Source organism: Gemmatimonas sp. UBA7669 (assembly GCF_002483225.1).
Lineage (GTDB): Bacteria > Gemmatimonadota > Gemmatimonadetes > Gemmatimonadales > Gemmatimonadaceae > Gemmatimonas.
This window is the reverse complement of sequence record NZ_DLHL01000051.1, coordinates 256,741-273,031: the sequence shown is the minus strand read 5'-3', so window position 1 is coordinate 273,031 and position 16,291 is coordinate 256,741. Positions and strand designations below refer to the sequence as shown.

At 66.9% G+C, this 16,291-nt stretch carries 12 protein-coding genes; 2 read left to right on the top strand and 10 right to left on the bottom strand.

The genetic code is table 11. The annotated features are described in order from the left end of the window. Nucleotides 1-69: 69 nt before the first annotated feature. Together B2747_RS15305 and B2747_RS15300 are read right to left on the bottom strand one after the other, a co-directional pair. Nucleotides 70-1,461 carry a dipeptidase gene (locus B2747_RS15305; protein WP_291162814.1) on the bottom strand — a complete coding sequence of 464 codons (1,392 nt, stop codon included), beginning with the start codon at nucleotides 1,459-1,461 and terminating at the stop codon, nucleotides 70-72. 57 nt (nucleotides 1,462-1,518) lie between these two features. Beyond that, nucleotides 1,519-3,096 (bottom strand): glycosyltransferase family 39 protein, encoded by a 1,578-nt coding sequence (locus B2747_RS15300; RefSeq protein ID WP_291162812.1) that lies wholly within the window; start codon nucleotides 3,094-3,096, stop codon nucleotides 1,519-1,521. A 262-nt stretch (nucleotides 3,097-3,358) separates the two neighbouring features. Here B2747_RS15300 and B2747_RS15295 point away from each other — a divergent pair, with 262 nt between their 5' ends. Both B2747_RS15295 and B2747_RS15290 read left to right on the top strand, forming a co-directional pair. Then, nucleotides 3,359-5,101, top strand: a complete 1,743-nt coding sequence (locus tag B2747_RS15295) for an Ig-like domain-containing protein (RefSeq protein WP_291162810.1) — start codon at nucleotides 3,359-3,361, stop codon at nucleotides 5,099-5,101. Between the two features lie 117 nt (nucleotides 5,102-5,218). Continuing rightward, a complete protein-coding gene (locus tag B2747_RS15290; RefSeq protein WP_291162808.1) occupies nucleotides 5,219-7,057 on the top strand; it encodes an acyl-CoA dehydrogenase family protein in 1,839 nt (612 codons plus the stop codon). Between the two features lie 23 nt (nucleotides 7,058-7,080). On the opposite strand, the gene B2747_RS15285 is transcribed toward B2747_RS15290, so the two are convergent. From B2747_RS15285 to B2747_RS15250, 8 genes are all read right to left on the bottom strand, one after another. After that, a complete protein-coding gene (locus B2747_RS15285; protein WP_291162805.1) occupies nucleotides 7,081-7,776 on the bottom strand; it encodes a response regulator transcription factor in 696 nt (231 codons plus the stop codon). A gap of 9 nt (nucleotides 7,777-7,785) precedes the next feature. Then, on the bottom strand, nucleotides 7,786-8,886 hold the full coding sequence (locus B2747_RS15280; RefSeq protein ID WP_291162803.1) for a cytochrome d ubiquinol oxidase subunit II: 1,101 nt from the start codon (nucleotides 8,884-8,886) through the stop codon (nucleotides 7,786-7,788). Then, nucleotides 8,883-10,238 (bottom strand): cytochrome ubiquinol oxidase subunit I, encoded by a 1,356-nt coding sequence (locus tag B2747_RS15275; protein WP_291162802.1) that lies wholly within the window; start codon nucleotides 10,236-10,238, stop codon nucleotides 8,883-8,885. The genes B2747_RS15280 and B2747_RS15275 overlap by 4 nt, the downstream gene beginning before the upstream one ends. A gap of 40 nt (nucleotides 10,239-10,278) precedes the next feature. Then, on the bottom strand, nucleotides 10,279-11,601 hold the full coding sequence (gene fahA / locus B2747_RS15270) for a fumarylacetoacetase (RefSeq protein WP_291162801.1): 1,323 nt from the start codon (nucleotides 11,599-11,601) through the stop codon (nucleotides 10,279-10,281). 52 nt (nucleotides 11,602-11,653) lie between these two features. Beyond that, complete coding sequence (locus B2747_RS15265) at nucleotides 11,654-12,598, bottom strand: hypothetical protein (protein WP_291162800.1); 945 nt, start codon at nucleotides 12,596-12,598, stop codon at nucleotides 11,654-11,656. A gap of 47 nt (nucleotides 12,599-12,645) precedes the next feature. Next, nucleotides 12,646-13,605 carry a carboxylating nicotinate-nucleotide diphosphorylase gene (gene nadC, locus B2747_RS15260; RefSeq protein ID WP_291162799.1) on the bottom strand — a complete coding sequence of 320 codons (960 nt, stop codon included), beginning with the start codon at nucleotides 13,603-13,605 and terminating at the stop codon, nucleotides 12,646-12,648. Continuing rightward, on the bottom strand, nucleotides 13,602-14,609 hold the full coding sequence (gene nadA, locus B2747_RS15255; protein WP_291162798.1) for a quinolinate synthase NadA: 1,008 nt from the start codon (nucleotides 14,607-14,609) through the stop codon (nucleotides 13,602-13,604). Before nadA ends, nadC begins: the two co-directional genes overlap by 4 nt. Before the next feature lie 76 nt (nucleotides 14,610-14,685). Further along, nucleotides 14,686-16,209, bottom strand: coding sequence for an L-aspartate oxidase (locus tag B2747_RS15250; protein ID WP_291162797.1), 1,524 nt, complete (start codon nucleotides 16,207-16,209; stop codon nucleotides 14,686-14,688). Between the last annotated feature and the right edge of the window lie 82 nt (nucleotides 16,210-16,291).

Genomic DNA, 16,291 nt, shown 5'->3' with positions numbered 1-16,291 from the left:
CTCTGCGCCTCTGCGTGAGCTGTTTACTTCCTCTGCCGACCGCTGAATCGTTCGGTCGACAGCAATGATTCAGGACTGCGCCGCGCGCTTCGCAAACTCGTCGTACAAGGTGGCCGCGGCGCGCATGCCGAGCGCATAGTTCTCGACGCTGATCCACTCGTCTGGCGCGTGGGCGTTCTCGCCCGGCAAGCCAAAGCCCATGAGCAGCACGGGGGCGCCCAGTATGCGTTCGAAGTCGCCCACCACGGGAATGCTGCCGCCTTCGCCCGTGATGACCGGCTCGCGACCAAAAGCTGCGGCGAGTGCGGCCTTGCCGGCGTCGATGATGGGCCCCTGCAGGTCGGCGCGCCACGGCCGGCCGCCATGCAGGTGCGTCACGGTTACCGACACGCCGGGCGGCGCCACGCGTTCCACGTGTGCCTGCACCAGCGCCGCGATGCGTTCGGGATCCTGGTCGGGTACCAGACGGAAACTCACCTTGGCCATGCTGACGGCAGGCAGCACGGTCTTGGCGCCTTCGCCGGTGTAGCCACTCAGCAGACCGTTCACTTCACAGGTGGGACGGGTCCACAGGCGTTCGAGCGTGGTGTAGCCCGGCTCACCACCAAGTGCCGATACGCCCACCTCGTGCATGAGGGCCTCGTCGCTGAAGGGCAGCTCACGCATGGCCGCGCGCACGTGGTCGGGGAACGCCCGCACATCGTCGTAGAAACCCGGAATCGCGATGCGTCCCGTGTCGTCGTGCATGGTGGCCAGGATGCGCGCGAGCGCCATGGCCGGATTCACCACCGCGCCGCCATACATGCCGCTGTGCAGGTCGCCCTGCGCGCCGCGTACGTCAATCTGCAGATAGGCCATGCCGCGCAGACTGGAGAGAATGCTCGGGATACCCGGCGCGAACATGGTGCTGTCAGAGATCACCACCGCATCGCAGGCCAGACGCGTCTTCTCGCGCTCGAGGAAGGCCTCGAGGTTCACGCTGCCGACTTCCTCCTCGCCTTCCGCCAGCACGATGATGTTGCATGGTAACGCGCCGCGTGTCGCGATATGCGCTTCAAGCGCCTTGATGTGCAGATGCAGCTGGCCCTTGTCGTCGACCGAGCCGCGCGCGAACAGCTTGCCGTCGCGCACGGTGGGCTCGAACGCGGGCGAGGTCCAGAGCTCCAGCGGCTCCGCCGGCTGCACGTCGTAGTGCCCGTAGATGAGCAGCGTGGGTGCCTTGGGGCCCGCCTTGCGCCACTCACCCACCACAATGGGATGACCGGGCGTCCCTTCCACCACGGTGACGAAGCCAAGGCGTGCGAGATCCTCGGCCAGAAATTCGGCCGCCGCTTCACAGTCCGCCGCGTGTTCGCTGCGCGCGGACACCGACGGCATGCGCAGCCAGGCACAGAGTTCATCGAGAGCGCGCGCGTCGTTGGCGTCGCACCACGCAGCGAGATCAGCGGGGATGGTGGTCATGAGCGGAAGGGGGAGTGGCGAATGGGTGTGCGAAGCGCGGAGCGTCCGTCGGCGTGCTCAGGGCTTTTCGCGCGGGAACGTGCGTGCGATGCGATACAACCAGAGGCGTCGTGTTGTCACTTCGCCGTCCTTTCGGCGCAGCGACACGTTGCCGCCGGGTTTGGTCTCGTCGAACCACTGGCCCACCACCGCGGCCAACGAGTCGCCCTTGGGCGTGGCCTCAATGGCCAGCACCACGCCGTCGCCCGGACGCACGCGTCCCCAGGCGTTGGGCCAGACATCGTACTGATTGGTGCGCGTGGCCATGTTGAGCGAGAACACGCGCGGATGATCGGGCAAGTGAAACGCGAGTTCCGACGCGTCCTGATACGTGTTGGCGGCGACCCAACGATCCACCGTGCCCTCGAGCCAGGGATCGTGACGCGCGCGATCGACCGCGGCGGCGAGCGAGTCCCAGCCAAAGGCACGCGCAATCGGGTCGCGGCGCGGCGGCACCGGCAAGACGGGTGTCGCCACCTGCAGCGCGACCACCGTCACCAGCACGCCGGCAAACACGAGGCCGCGCTTCCACCAGACACCCAGCACCCGCGCATCGCGCGAGGTGGCCAGCAGCAGAATGCCGGCGGGATAGATCATGGCTGGCCAATTGGCTTCCACGGGTCGTCGCCAGGCACTCACGGCAAAGAAGGCGAGCGGCGTGAGCGACACGACCGCCAGGGCGAAGCGGCGTGTGGCCAGGTCGGTGGGCGCCAGAGCGTGGCGATTGCGCCACCCATCGCGCAGCGCCTGCCAGAGCACCAGCGCCAGCAGTCCAAAGAGAATGGGTGAGGCCAGCCCGGCCTGTGCGCCAAGCATTTCGAGTTCGCGCGAGAGCGGATTGCCACGCGCCGCCGCGTTGAAGCCGTGGCCCAGCTGGAAGCGGAACGACACCCAGTCGTTGAAGGCATTCCACACCACGACCGGCGCAAACAATCCGAGCGCAATCAGACTGGCCCACCACGGCCCGAGGTCGAGAAAGCGTCGACGCAGTGCGGGATGAAGCAGACAAGCGACGACAAGGCCGAAGGGCAGCAGCACGGCCGTGTACTTGGCCACAAAAGCGCCGCCCAGCGCGACGCCGGCCAGCGTCCACCATGCCAGGCTGCGCAGCGAACGCAGGGGATTGGCGAGCGCACGCTCCACGGCCAGCACGGCCACCGTGGCTGTGGCAAAGAGCGCTGCGTCGGGCGTGGCCAGCACAAGGCCCGCTGTCGCGATGGGCATGAGCGCAATGAGCTGCGCCGCCCGCAGCGCCGCGCGGGCACCCGACAATTCGCGCCCGCCAAGCAGCCAGGCGGCTGCAGCAGCGGCGACATGCGTGATGAGCGCCGCCAGCGCCGGCCCCAGCCGCACGCCGGCCGCCGTGGGGCCCAGCACTTTGGTGCCCAGCGCAATGAGCAGCGCGATACCCGGCGGATGGTCGAAGTAGCCCGCCTCGAGGCGGCGCGACCAGTCCCAGTAATAGGTCTCGTCGGGCAGCAGCGGGACGAGGGCCGAGAGCAGGCCGCGCAGCAGGGCGGCGCCAAGAATCCAACCCACAGTTCGGCGCCAGACCGCCTGCGCCGTGGGCTCGGAATGGGGAAGACCGGTGGTCATGTGTCCCAAAGATAGGCGGGTACACAACGGCCTCATGTGGCCGTGTGTCACGGCGGCACGCCGCAGGCATTTCGCGGGTATGACGGCGGGTGCTTGCTCCGGCCCGTGGCGGCGCCCAGCTTGTCTGGGTGGGGTGCCCGTGCTGTGACAGTGTCGTCCGGTTACGACCGTTGTCGGCCGGGCGTCCTCATGCGGAGCCTTTCGTTCGGACCCGATGCTCATCGGGCCGGTTTTTCACTCTTGTTCTCAAGGACGGACCTGCATGCGGGTCACGCCAGGCATTGTGTCGACGTCGTCACGCCGGATTGGCACCTCCCTCCTGTGCGCCGCGCTGGTTTTCAGCGCAGGCTGCCTCGACCTCAAGCCGCCCGAGGCCTGCTCGGTCACGGTTGCGCCCATCAGCCTCACCCTGCCGGTGAACGGGTCGGCGCCCATTGTGGGCACGGCGTTCAACTGCGACGGCAACACGATTCGCAACAAGCGCATCAACTATTCCTCGAGCAACACGGCCGTGGCCACCGTCACGGACGCGGGCCAGGTGCTGGCCATCGCCGTCGGTTCGGCGTCCATCTCGGCCGTCGCTGACGGCAAGAGCGCGTCCGTGCAGGTCACCGTGACGCCGGAGCAGGCCACGACGGTGACGGTCACACCCAACACGCTCACGCTACGCACGGGCAATACGCGCCAGCTCACCGCGACGGCGCGCAACAACCAGAACGTCATCATCACCGGCCGCACGTTCCGCTGGAGCTCAAGCAACACCTCGATTGCGTCGGTGGATCAGACGGGTTTCGTGATCGCGCTGACGCCTGGCAATGTGGTTATCACCGCGGAAACCGATCAGACCGTGGGTCAGGCCGCCATTCAGGTGACGCCGGTACCCATTGGTAGCTGCTCGCTCACGCCGACTTCGGCCAAGGTGACCACCGGCCAGAATGCGTCCTTCACGATCACACTGCGCGACACCGCAGCTGTACCCAACGTCATTCCCACTCAGGGGCGACCGATCGTTTGGACGAGCGACAACGAAGTCGTAGCCACCGTCTCGACGACCGGCTTGGTGACCACGCGTCGTGCGGGGACCGCTCAGATCAAGGCTTCGCCGGTGGAGTTCCCGGCCATCGACTGCCGCGCCACGGTGGAGGCAGTCGATCCAAGAATTGACCGGGTGACCATTCAGCCGCGTGTGAGCAACTTGCGACTGGGCATTCCGCGTGCGTTCGGCGCCATCCTGCTTGATTCGACCAACACGCAGATTCCGCAGGGACGCGTCGTGGTATGGAGCACGAACACGCCCACGACCATCTCGCTCAACCAGACGGGCATCGTGACGCCGATTGCGCTCGGCACGGCACGTCTCATAGCCACGTCGGAAGGTGTAGCCGACACGCTGACCTTCACCGTCACCCGCGTGCCCGTGCAGTCGGTGACGCTCTCGCCATTGCAGACCACCATCGTGGAAGGCCAGACCGCGCAGTTCCAGGCGCGTGTCACCGATTCCACCGGCACCGAAGTCACCGACCGCACCATCGAGTGGCTGGTCAGCGACCCGACCCGCGCGTCCATCACGCAGACGGGCCGCGTGACCGCGCTGGCCGCGGGCGCGGTCACGGTGTTTGCCGAAGTGGAGCAGCGTGTGGGTCAGGCCAACCTGATCATCACGCAAATTCCGGTGGACACCATCGTGGCCGTGGACAGCTTCACGGTGAATCTGGGCGCCCAAAGCGCCTTTGCCATCGAGTTGCGCGACGCGCAGGGCAACGTGTTGCGCAACCGCAATGTGCTGGTGACCAGCAACTTCCCGGGTGTGGCGGTGGGACAGCCCAACCAGCAGTCCACCTCCGTGTCGGTCGCTGGCCTCTCCTTGGGCACCGCCACGTTCACGCTGCAGGCGGTGGACGCCAACAACCGCAATCAGGGCAAGGCCAGCCGCGTGGTCATCACCGTGCGCACCCCACCCGGTACGGGTGGTGGTGGCGGGGGCGCACCGCCTCCGGAACACTGAGCACGCGGCATCGCGCCGCAATTCCGCGCCGCAATTCCGGGCCGCGGTACGGCTGCTAACTTGCACGGGGTGTCCGATTCATCGGGCACCCCGTTTGTTTTTCCCACCGGAGTCTCGATGAGCACGCCCGCCCCGTCCTTCCTGCGCGATCTGTTCACCGGCGACATCAATGAGTCGCTGCTGTTTCCGTATCCGGCCTCACTGGCGGTGCGCAATCCGGCCGAGGCGGACACGGTGCGGCGTCTCGTGGCCGCGCTCAACGAGATGGTGCGCACGGGGCTCATCGATTCCCGGCGCTTCGACGAGCAGGAGTTCATCGACGAAGCCGTCATCCAGGCCTTTGCGCGCGAAGGACTGTTGGCCCTCACCATTCCCACCGAGTACGGCGGATTGGGACTCTCGGCCAGTGCGTACGCGCGCGTGTTCGGCGCGGTGGCCTCGGTAGATGCCTCACTGGGCGTGCTCATTGGCGTACACTGCGGCCTGGGCAGCAAGGCCGTGGTGATTGCCGGCAACGACGCGCAGAAGTCGCGTTATCTGCCCGGCCTCGCGCGGGGCGAAACGTTGGCGGCCTACGCGCTCACCGAACCTGAAACGGGTTCCGACGCGCAGAACATCGTCACCCGCGCCGAGCGAAGCGCCGATGGCACAGGCTGGGTGCTCAACGGCCGCAAGCACTGGATTGGCAACGGGCAACGGGCGGGAGTCATTGCCACGTTTGCGCAAACGCCCATTGAGCGCGATGGCCAGACCGTGCTTCGGCCCACGGCCTTCATCATCCGGCCCGACATGCCGGGATTTCGTGTGGACGGCACGGTGCGCAAGCTCGGCATTCGCGGCTCGACACAGGCTGAGCTTGTGTACGAGAATCTCTTTGTTCCCGATGACCACGTGCTGGGAGAGGTCGGCAAGGGCTTTCGTGTGGCCGTGAATGCCCTGAACGCCGGACGGCTCTCGCTGGCGGCCGGTTGCACGCAGGGCAGCAAGCGCATTCTCGACGAGTACACGCGCTACGCCGAGGCGCGCACGCAGTTTGGCGGACCACTGGCCAGCTTCGAGATTACGCAGCGCAAGATGGCGTCCATGGCCGCCGATGCCTACGCCGCCGACTCCATGGTGGGTGCGCTGGCTGCGGCCATCGACAGTGGCGACGTGGATGTGGCGCTCGAGGCCGCGTGCGCCAAGGTGTTTGCCAGCGAGCTGGTCTGGCGCACGAGTGATGACATGGTGCAGCTCGCGGGCGGACGTGGTTTCGTGAAGCCCTGGCCCTACGAACGCTGGCTGCGTGACGCGCGCATCAATCGCATTTTCGAGGGGGCCAACGACATCCTCAAGTTGTTCGTGGGACTCAACGGCATTCAGGGTCCGGCCGAAGACCTCAAGGAAATTGCCGGCGCACTGCGCAATCCCATCCAGAACTGGGTACTCGTGTCAGGCTATGCGGCGGGTCGTGTGGCTTCGGCGTTCGGCAAGCGTGACCGTCTGGCCGCGCCCATGCACGCCACGCTGCGCACCCACGCCGACTACGTGGAGCGACACACGGCCGAACTGGCCAAGGCCACGCAGGAAGCCATCACCACACACAAGAAGGAAATTCTGCAACGTCAGCTGGTGGTGGAGCGGCTCGCCGATATGGCCACCGAACTCTACGCGCGCTGCGTGACACTGGCGCGCACCCAGCGCCTCATCGAAGAGCGCGGCGTGGATGCCTGCGTGCGCGAGATCGCGCTGACGGATCTCTTCTGTCTGCAGTCGGGGCGGCGCTTTCGCGCGGCGCGCGAGGAGCTGTCCAGCGAATCAGGCGAAAAGATCGACGCGTTGCGTCGACAGATTGCCACCCGCGTGCGCACGGAAGGCGGTTATCGCAGTGGCGACGCACTGCTCGACGTGCCGGTGCCGCCGCTGGCGGGATTCAGTCTCACACGACAGGAGCAGGAGCGGCACGTCGGCCTCTGACGGCGCCGCTCTGACCGGGCCGCTCAGCCTTCGTTCTTCAGCAGCCCCAGCTTGAGCGCGAATTTCACGTAGTCGGTGCGATGCGTGAGGCCCAGCTTCTCGCCAATGCGCTGCTTGTATGTGTCGACCGTCTTGGGCGAGATGGTGAGATGCTCACCAATCTCCGGCGCCGTGTAGCCCTCGGCCACCATCTTGAGCACCACCTGCTCACGATCGGTGAGCTTCTCGAAGCGCGTACGCTCTTCGGCGCTGCCGTCACGCTTGGCCAGTCCGCGAGCCAGCGCACGCGCCGCGGTGGGCTGCACATACACGTCACCCGCCGCCACGGTGCGCACGGCGTCCACCAATTCGCGGTCGGCCACCGACTTGAGCAGATAACCACCGGCACCGGCTTCGAGCAGCGCCACCAGATGCTCGTCTTCAGTGTGCATGGTGAGTACCAGCACGCGCCGCGTGACCTCCTCGTCGGGCGCCACCGTGCGTCCGGCGTTGGCCTTCTGCAATTCGCGCGTGGCGGTGAGGCCGTCCATGTCGGGCATGGACAGGTCCATGACAATCACGTGCGGATTGAGCCGCTCGGCCAGCACCAGCGCATCCTTGCCGTTGCTGCCTTCGCCCACCACGGTGATGTCTTTGGCGGTGGCCAGCACGGCCTTGAGGCCGGCGCGCACAATCTGGTGGTCGTCCACGAGGACGACGCGAATGAGGTCAGGACGCATTTGCAGAAACTAGGGTCCGGCGCGATCCTCCGGAACCGTGACCGCCTCGTCATCCGGCAGAAAGCCGGCGCCCGGGCTCTTGAACACCCGGAACAGGTAGACAAAGCTCGGCAGCAGAATGAGCGTGCCCACCGACAGGGCGCCCAGCGTGAGCGACAGGGTGATGCGCGGCGCGGCGAGGGACGTGATGGAACGGTCGGGCGGCAGCAGCCACGGGAACTGCGACCAGGCCCATCCCCACACGAGGCAGCTGGCCTGGCCCACCATGGCCAGGCGGGCCACGCGAAAATGACGGCGGGCAAGAGCCCAGCAGGTGACCGCAGTGGCCAGCGCCGTCAACGCATGCAATACCGGCACGCCCGCCCCCTGCGTGAGCGCACCAAACAGCATCGGTGACGCGTCGCGGGCAAGCCAGAGCGTGCCAAGGGCGGTGAGCATCACGGCGCCCTGCGATTGCAGGGCACGACGACGAAACACATCCTGCAGCTCTGTGTCCACCGTTTCTACCGTGAGATAGGTGGCCGCCAAGCCAGCGAACAGCGCCAGGGTAAGCCCGCCGACGGCCCAGGCAAACCACGAGCGGGCCCAGGGGTCGACAAACCGCGCGCCGAACTCCAGCGCTGCGGCATCAGCCGGCGACATCATGGGCACACGTCCGGCGGCCACCGCCCCAAGACACACGCCGAGCAACACCGGCGTGAGCACACTGGAGATGGAGAAGATCAGTCCCCAGCGGCGCTGCACCGCGTCGCGCGTGCTGTCGTAGGTGCGAAACGTGAACGCCGACCCGCGCAGCACGATGCCCACCAGCATGAGCGTGATGGGGATGTGCAGCACCGTGGCCAGATGCGCAAAGGCCGAGGGGAAGCAGGTGAAGAGCAGCACCACCACCAACACCAGCCAGACATGGTTGGCTTCCCAGATGGGGCCGATGGCGTGCGCGATGAGCGCGCGCTGTGCGTCGCGATTGCGTCCACGGGCCATGAGGTCCCACACGCCGCCGCCAAAGTCCGCACCGGCCAGCAGCACGTATGCATTGAGCGAGAGCACCATCGTGCCCGCCACCGCATGCGGCAAGGTCCAGGTGAGCGTCGCGGCGGCGTCACTCATGGAATTGGCATCTCGCCGGTGAGCCCGATCGGCAGGTGACGAATGCCGGTCTTGAGAATCTGGCGGCGCAGCAGGAACACCACCGCAATGGCCAGTCCGAAGTAGAGCGCCGTGAACAAGGCGAAGGTCACGCCAAGCCCGGGCATGGGCGTCACAGCATCGGCGGTGCGCAGAATGCCATGCACGATCCACGGTTGCCGTCCCACCTCGGTGACGGTCCATCCGGCTTCCACCGCCACAAAACCGAGCGGCGAGGCAAGAATGACCGCCAACAGGAATGCACGATCGTCAGGCAGCGCCGTGCCCTGTCCGCGCCTACGACGCCAGGTGCGCCACGCCCCCCAGGCGGCGAGCGCCATCATGAGCATGCCGCAGCCGATCATGATTTGAAAGGCCGTGTGCACGATGGCCAGCGGTGGACGGTCTTCAGCGGGCACCTGGTCCACACCCGGAATGACCGTTTTCGTGGAGCCCGTCGTCATGAACGACAGCGCCCCTGGGACCTCAATGGCGCCACGATGCGTGAGCGTGGCTTCGTCAGGCCAGCCGCCAATGACAAAATCGGCGGGGCCGGTGCGCAGGTGTCCTTCCATGGCCGCGAACTTCACAGGCTGGCGTTCGGCCACGCTGCGCGCCGAGATGTCACCGGAGAGCGGCTGCAGCACCGCGGCCGGCAGGCCCATGATGAGGGCGATCTGCAGCGCCGCGCGATGAAATGCGCGATGTGGTGTGCCACGATACAACGCATAGGCGTGCACACCCGACGCTGCGAAGCCGCAGGCTGCATACGCGGCGAGCGTCATGTGCAACACCTGTGAGGGCGCCGCAGCGTTGAACATGGCATCGATGGGGTCCACGTTCGTGACGACACCGTTCACCATGGCAAAGCCTTCAGGGGCGTTCATCCATGCATTGGCGCAGATCACAAAGGCGCCACTCAGCGCGCCGCTGACGGCCACCACAACTCCCGCCCACCAATGCGCCTTGGGCGGAATGCGCTGCCAGGCGTAGAGGTAGATGCCGAGGAAGATGGCTTCGGTGAAAAACGCAAAGCCTTCGAGCGAGAACGGCATGCCGATGACCGCCCCTGCATGCTCCATGAACGTGGGCCAGAGCAGCCCAAGCTCGAAGCTCAGTACGGTGCCAGACACGGCGCCGACCGCAAAGAGAATGGCCGTGCCCTTGGCCCAGCGTTTGGCGAGTTCGAGGTACATGGCATCGCGCGTACGCAGCCAGCGCCACTCGGCTATGACCATGAGCGCGGGCATGCCGATACCCACCACCGCAAACACGATGTGGAAGGCCAACGACATGGCCATCTGCGCCCGCGCGAACTCGAGATCTGACATCATCCCGGTTCAACGGCTCGGGGCGGGCGCACGTTCCGCCGCACTATCGCATGCTCGGCGGCTGGCTGGCGGCGGCCACAATGGTGCCGTGGCACCAGCCGAATCCGATGCGGGTGGCCCCGTCACGTTCGGCGTAGGCGGTGAGGCTGAGCGTATCGCCGTCCTCGAGGAAGCGTCGCTGCTCGCCGTTGGGGAGCGTCAGCGGCTCGGCGCCCCGCCAAGTGAGCTCCAGCAGGCAGCCGCGGCTCTCGCGCGCGGCACCGGAAATGGTGCCACTGCCCAGCAGGTCGCCCGGCCGCATGTTGCAGCCGTTGCTGGCGTGATGCGCGAGCATCTGCCCGAAGCTCCAATAGAGATCCAGGCTACTGCCCTGCGAAACGCGCACCGGCGCCTCGCCGTCGGCAGCCATGCGGGCCGTCTGCAGCCAGACCTCGACCGTGAGTGCGAATCCGCCGTGCGCCTGATCGCCGACATCGTGCAGGTAGGGCAGCGGTGCCGGGTCCCCTTCGGCGCGCGGGGCGAGCGGCGCTCGGAACGGCTCGAGGGCCTCGAGCGTGACCACCCAGGGGCTGATGCTGCTGGCGAAGTTCTTGGCGAGAAACGGACCGAGTGGTTGATACTCCCAGCTCTGCACGTCGCGCGCCGACCAGTCGTTGAGCAGGCACAGGCCCCAGAGGTGCTCGTCCACCTGCGCGAGCGGAATGCTGGTGCCGAGCGCGTTGCCGGTGCCGACAAATGCCCCCAGTTCGAGCTCGTAGTCGAGACTGCGCGACGGACCAAAGCTTGGCGCGGCATCGTCGGGACCCTTACGCTGTCCCTCCGGGCGCGCGATGGGCGTGCCCGAGAGCACGATGCTTGATGCGCGCCCGTGATACCCGATGGGCACCCACTTGTAGTTGGGCAGCAGCGGATTGTCGGGACGGAACATGCTGCCCACGTTGGTGGCGTGATGCACCGACGCATAGAAGTCGGTGTAGTCGCCCACCTGCACCGGGAGAAACAGCTCGGCCTCGGCCTGCAACACCAGGGCGTGCTGCTCCACCAGGCGCTTGTGCTCGGGCACATCGCGCGAGAGCAGCGCCATGAGCGCCTCTCTCAGTGCGCGGCGTACGCCACCGCCCATGGCCATGAGCGCGTTGAGCGACGGCGCCGCACAGGCGCGCGCGCCACGCTGCGCGTCGTCGGTGGCGTCACTCAACAGCCCCGCCGCCAGACAGGCCGGCACGTCGAGAATGCTGTCTCCGATGGCCACGCCGACTCGCGGGGCCTCCTTGCTGCCACTGCGGCGAAACACACCAAACGGCAGGTTCTGCAGCGGAAAATCCGGATGGCCATTGGCGGAGGCCACCCACGACGTTGACATCATGCCTTGGGCGCGGAGGAAGTCGGTCGATCAGTGATTGCGGGAATGCACGGAGTCACGGAAGCCAGCCAAGCGCACGGGACTCATCCACCGGTTCGGTAAACGAGCAGGAGCCAACGCTGTTGACAAGGCGCTCACGCACCTGCTGCAGTGCGTGCTTGCCGAAGAGCCGGTCGCCTTCCGGACCATGCCACACAATCTGGGCCTCGCTGATGTCAAACGCACTGGCCTGCGATTCTTCCAGCAGCGCCACCGCCTCGGCCTCCGAGCCGCCGCCTCCGAGGAGCACGCCAGCCAGCAGCACATTGAGGAAGCCGAACATGAGACCCGTGCTGGCGTCCACGTCGTAGGTCAGCCGGTACACGCCGCGCAGCGGATGATGCAAACCGGCGGTGGCCTTGGCCGGCACGTCATGCGCCAGACAACTGGCGAGGAAGCGCACCACCTGCTGCGCCGTGGGGAAGGCCTCGGTGGTCACACCACCCGTGCGGATCTTGGCCCGACGACCGGCGCGCGCGACCGCCGCAATCAGCGAGTCCAGCGCCTCATTGACCGGTACTTCGAGATAGAGCGTGATGTCACGCGGCACCGCGTCGGCGAGACGCTCGATGTCCGCCACCGTGCTCACGCGCGCCTCGTACACATCGACCTTGGCGCCACATTCATCGAAGCACACACGATGGCGCTCGTTGAAGGTGGCAATCGCGGTGAGATCGGCCGAGACATCGCCGCTGGACGTGACGCTGAGTCGCCAGGGAATGGCGCCGGCATCGCGGGGGAGCAGCGGATCGGCGATATCGGAGAACTGCGCGAGGCGATCGGCCGGGCAGACAAAGCGGCCGAGCATCCAGCCACTGCCACTGGCGCGGTAGTGGGCGAAGTTGCGCACAGCCGGCCGCATGTCGAGCGCGGCCGGCGGATAGAGCCCCGCGTAATCCACCATGCCTTCAAACAGCACGACGGACGCGGGATCGGTGAGCGGTGGCAGACGAACAGGCATGGCACACTTCCTCGGGCCGCCGACACGCGACCCACGGAATGGGGAGTTCAGAGACCGTCGAAGTCGAGACCGAGATCGAGTGCAGGCGCCGAGTGGGTGAGCGCGCCAATGGAAATGCGATCCACGCCGGTTTGTGCGATGGCGCGCACGGTGTCCAGCGTGACACCACCCGATGCTTCGGTTACGCAACGACCGGCACAGCGCTGCACGGCATCGCGCAGTCGATCTGGCGTCATGTTGTCCAGCAACACCCAATCGGCACCCGCCGCCACGGCAGCGTCCACCTGATCGAGCGTGTCGCACTCCACCTGCACCGGCGTGCCGGGCACGGCCAACTGCCGCGCACGCGACACCGCCATGGCGATGTCGCCGCCGATGGCCGCGAGGTGGTTGTCCTTGATGAGGACCCCGCTGCGCAAATCGAGCCGGTGGTTGGCCCCACCGCCGCAGCGCACGGCAAATTTTTCGAGCAGCCGCCAGCCGGGCGTGGTCTTGCGTGTGTCGAGAATCTGCGCCCGCGTGCCCTCAATGGCCTGCACGTAGCGCCAGGTGAGCGACGCGATACCCGAGAGGTGTTGCAGATAGTTGAGCGCCGTGCGCTCCGCCGACAGAATGCCGCGCGCGTGGCCCGAGAGAAACAACACCGGCGTTCCCGCGCGGACCCGCGTGCCGTCATCCGCGTCCACGCGAATGCTGATGTGCGGATCGAGCTGCCGGAATGCCTCGACCGCCATGGCGATGCCGCTCACCACGCCGTCACGACGTGTGACGATGGCGGCGCGCACATGGCGGTCGCTGACCACGGTGGCCAGGGTGGACACGTCGTTGAACGCCTGATCTTCCAGCAGTGCCACCCGAACCTGCGCCGTCACGTCGTCCGCACTGAGCGGAAAGCCCAGCGCCGACGGCTTGTAGGCCGAGGAACCAAGCGGGGTGATGGTTTGCGGCGACACGGCGGGGAATGCGTGTGGCGGCGTGGGGCGCAGAGGCGGGTGGAAGGCGTTCATTCGCCGGGATCCTCGGGACCGAAGGGACTGGGGCCGGAACCACCGATGGCCACCATGCGCTCGATGGCCGTGCGTGCCCGTGCGGCCACGTCGTCGGGCACGGTGATCTGGTGCTGCTTGTACACGAGGGCATCCCGCACCTTCTCGAGCGTGGTGACCTTCATGTATGTGCACTGCGCGCGGTCGTTGGCCGCAATGAAGTGCTTGGTGGGATTCTCGCGGCGCAGACGATGCAGAATGCCGATTTCCGTGGCCACGATGAACGTGTCCTGCTCCGTCTGCTGCGGACGCTTGATCATGCCCTCGGTCGAGAGGATGTGCACGTTCGCCTTGTCCACTGCCCCGGCACTGATTGCCTCCACCACGGGTGTCGCACAGCCGCACTCGGGGTGGATGAGGAACTCCGCACCCGGATGCTGCGCGCGCGTACGCGAGATGTGCTCGGGGTCGATGCCCGCGTGCACGTGACACTCGCCCATCCACACATGGATGTTGTCGCGTCCCGTTTCGCGACGCACATGGGCGCCGAGGAACATGTCGGGCAGGAAGAGAATCTCCTTCTCGCGCGGTATGGCGTTGATGACCTCTACCGCGTTGCCCGAGGTGCAGCAGTAGTCGCTCTCGGCCTTCACTTCGGCCGTGGTGTTCACATAGGACACCACCACGGCGCCGGGATGCTCAGCCTTCCATGCGCGCAGTTGCTCGGCGTTGATGGTGCTGGCCAGCGAGCAGCCCGCGGCCAGATCGGGCAGGAGCACGGTTTTCTGCGGAGACAGAATGGCCGCGGTTTCCGCCATGAAGTGCACGCCGCAGAACACGATGATGTCGGCATCGGTGCGGGCCGCTTCACGCGAGAGCCCCAGCGAGTCACCGACGTAGTCGGCCACGTCCTGGATTTCCGGGCGCTCGTAGTTGTGCGCCAGGATGACCGCGTTCTTGCTGCGGGCAAGCAGCCGGATTTCCTCGGCCAGCGCGGGATCGTAGTGAGCTTCGAGAATGGTCATGACGACGGGAAGCGGGGGACCCGGCGCCGGCCGGATGGCACGGGCGCGTCAGCCCCCAGTCCTACCAGGTTTGGACCTACCAGGTGATGTGGCGGCCCTGCCACTTGCGGCGGGCTTTGGGAAAATCGCTCCGGAAGTGCCCTCCACGCGACTCCTTGCGCTGCAGGGCGGCCTCAGCCACCAGTGTGGCCGTGGTGTGGAGGTTGCGTTCCTCGGTGGCCCCCGGTGCGAGACGCTCACCGATCTGTTCGAGTGCGACGAGACAGCGCCGCAGACCAGCCGCCGTGCGGGCGATGCTGGCATGGTCCCACATGACCTGCCGGATTTCGTCCGCCGCCACCTGTGCGGCGCCCCGGTCATCCAGCGGCGGCACCTCCCATGCCTCCCGACCCGGCTCGGCCAGGCCCTGCGGGGTGTCGATCATGTCACGCGCCACCCGCTCGGCAAACACCAACCCCTCGAGCAGGGAGTTGGAGGCCAGGCGATTGGCGCCATGCACGCCAGTACGGGCCACCTCCCCCACCGCGTAGAGACGCGGGATGCTGGACCGACCCGCGAGATCGGTGACCACACCGCCCATCATGTAGTGCGCGGCCGGAGTGACGGGGATGGGCTCGCAGGTGGGGTCGATGCCGCGGGCCCGGCAAAGCCGATAGATGCCCGGGAAGCGGCTGCGGAAACCGTCTCCCAGTTTGGTGGCATCCAGAAATACCCGACCGGTGGCCTGCTGTTCGCGGAAGATCTCGCGCGCCACTACGTCGCGCGGCGCCAACTCCGCCAACCGGTGGCGCTTGGGCATGAACCGCTGGCCCCGCGCATTGAGCAGGATGGCCCCTTCGCCGCGCACCGCCTCGGACACCAGGGCCAGCGGGTTCTCGGGCGTGTCGAGGGCCGTGGGGTGGAACTGGACGAACTCCATATCTGCCAGTCGTGCGCCCGCCCGGTGGGCGATGGCAAAGCCGTCGCCCGTGGCCACCTGCGGGTTGGTGGTGTAGCGGAAGATCTGGCCACAGCCGCCCGTCGCCAGCACGGTGGCATCGGCAACGATTTCCACGGGACGACCCGCCAACGACACTCGGACCCCAGCGCATTGCATCACCCCCTCGTCGGGGACGAGCAGCAGGTCGAGCACACGGGCCGTTTCGTGCACGGTAATGTCGGGCGATTCCCGCACCTTCTCCACGAGGGCGCGGGCCACTTCGGCGCCCGTCTGGTCGCCCTGCGCATGCACGATGCGGCTACGCGAGTGGGCCGCTTCCTTGCCCAGCTTGAAGTCACCGTCCGGATCGAGATCGAAGCGGGCGCCGGCCGCCTGCAGTTCACGGACACGGGCCGGCCCTTCCTCCACCAGCACCTGCACGGCCTCCCGGTCGCACAGCGCCGCGCCGGCCGCGAGCGTATCCTCCCGGTGGAGTTCCGGCGAATCCCCGGCCCCGAGGGCGGCGGCAATGCCACCCTGCGCGTAGGCCGTGGCGGAATCAAACAGCGTGCGTTTGGTGAGGACCGTCACCGAACCATGTGCCGATGCGCGCCACGCGGCGTGCAATCCGGCCACTCCGCTACCGATGACAAGGAACCGCGTGCGAATCCGGTCGGTCATAGTAGTTTCAATCAAAGGACATCGCGTCCGAAAAAGTAGACCTGGTCGCGTTGGCCAGACTCCCCCGCTCTTTTCCGATCTT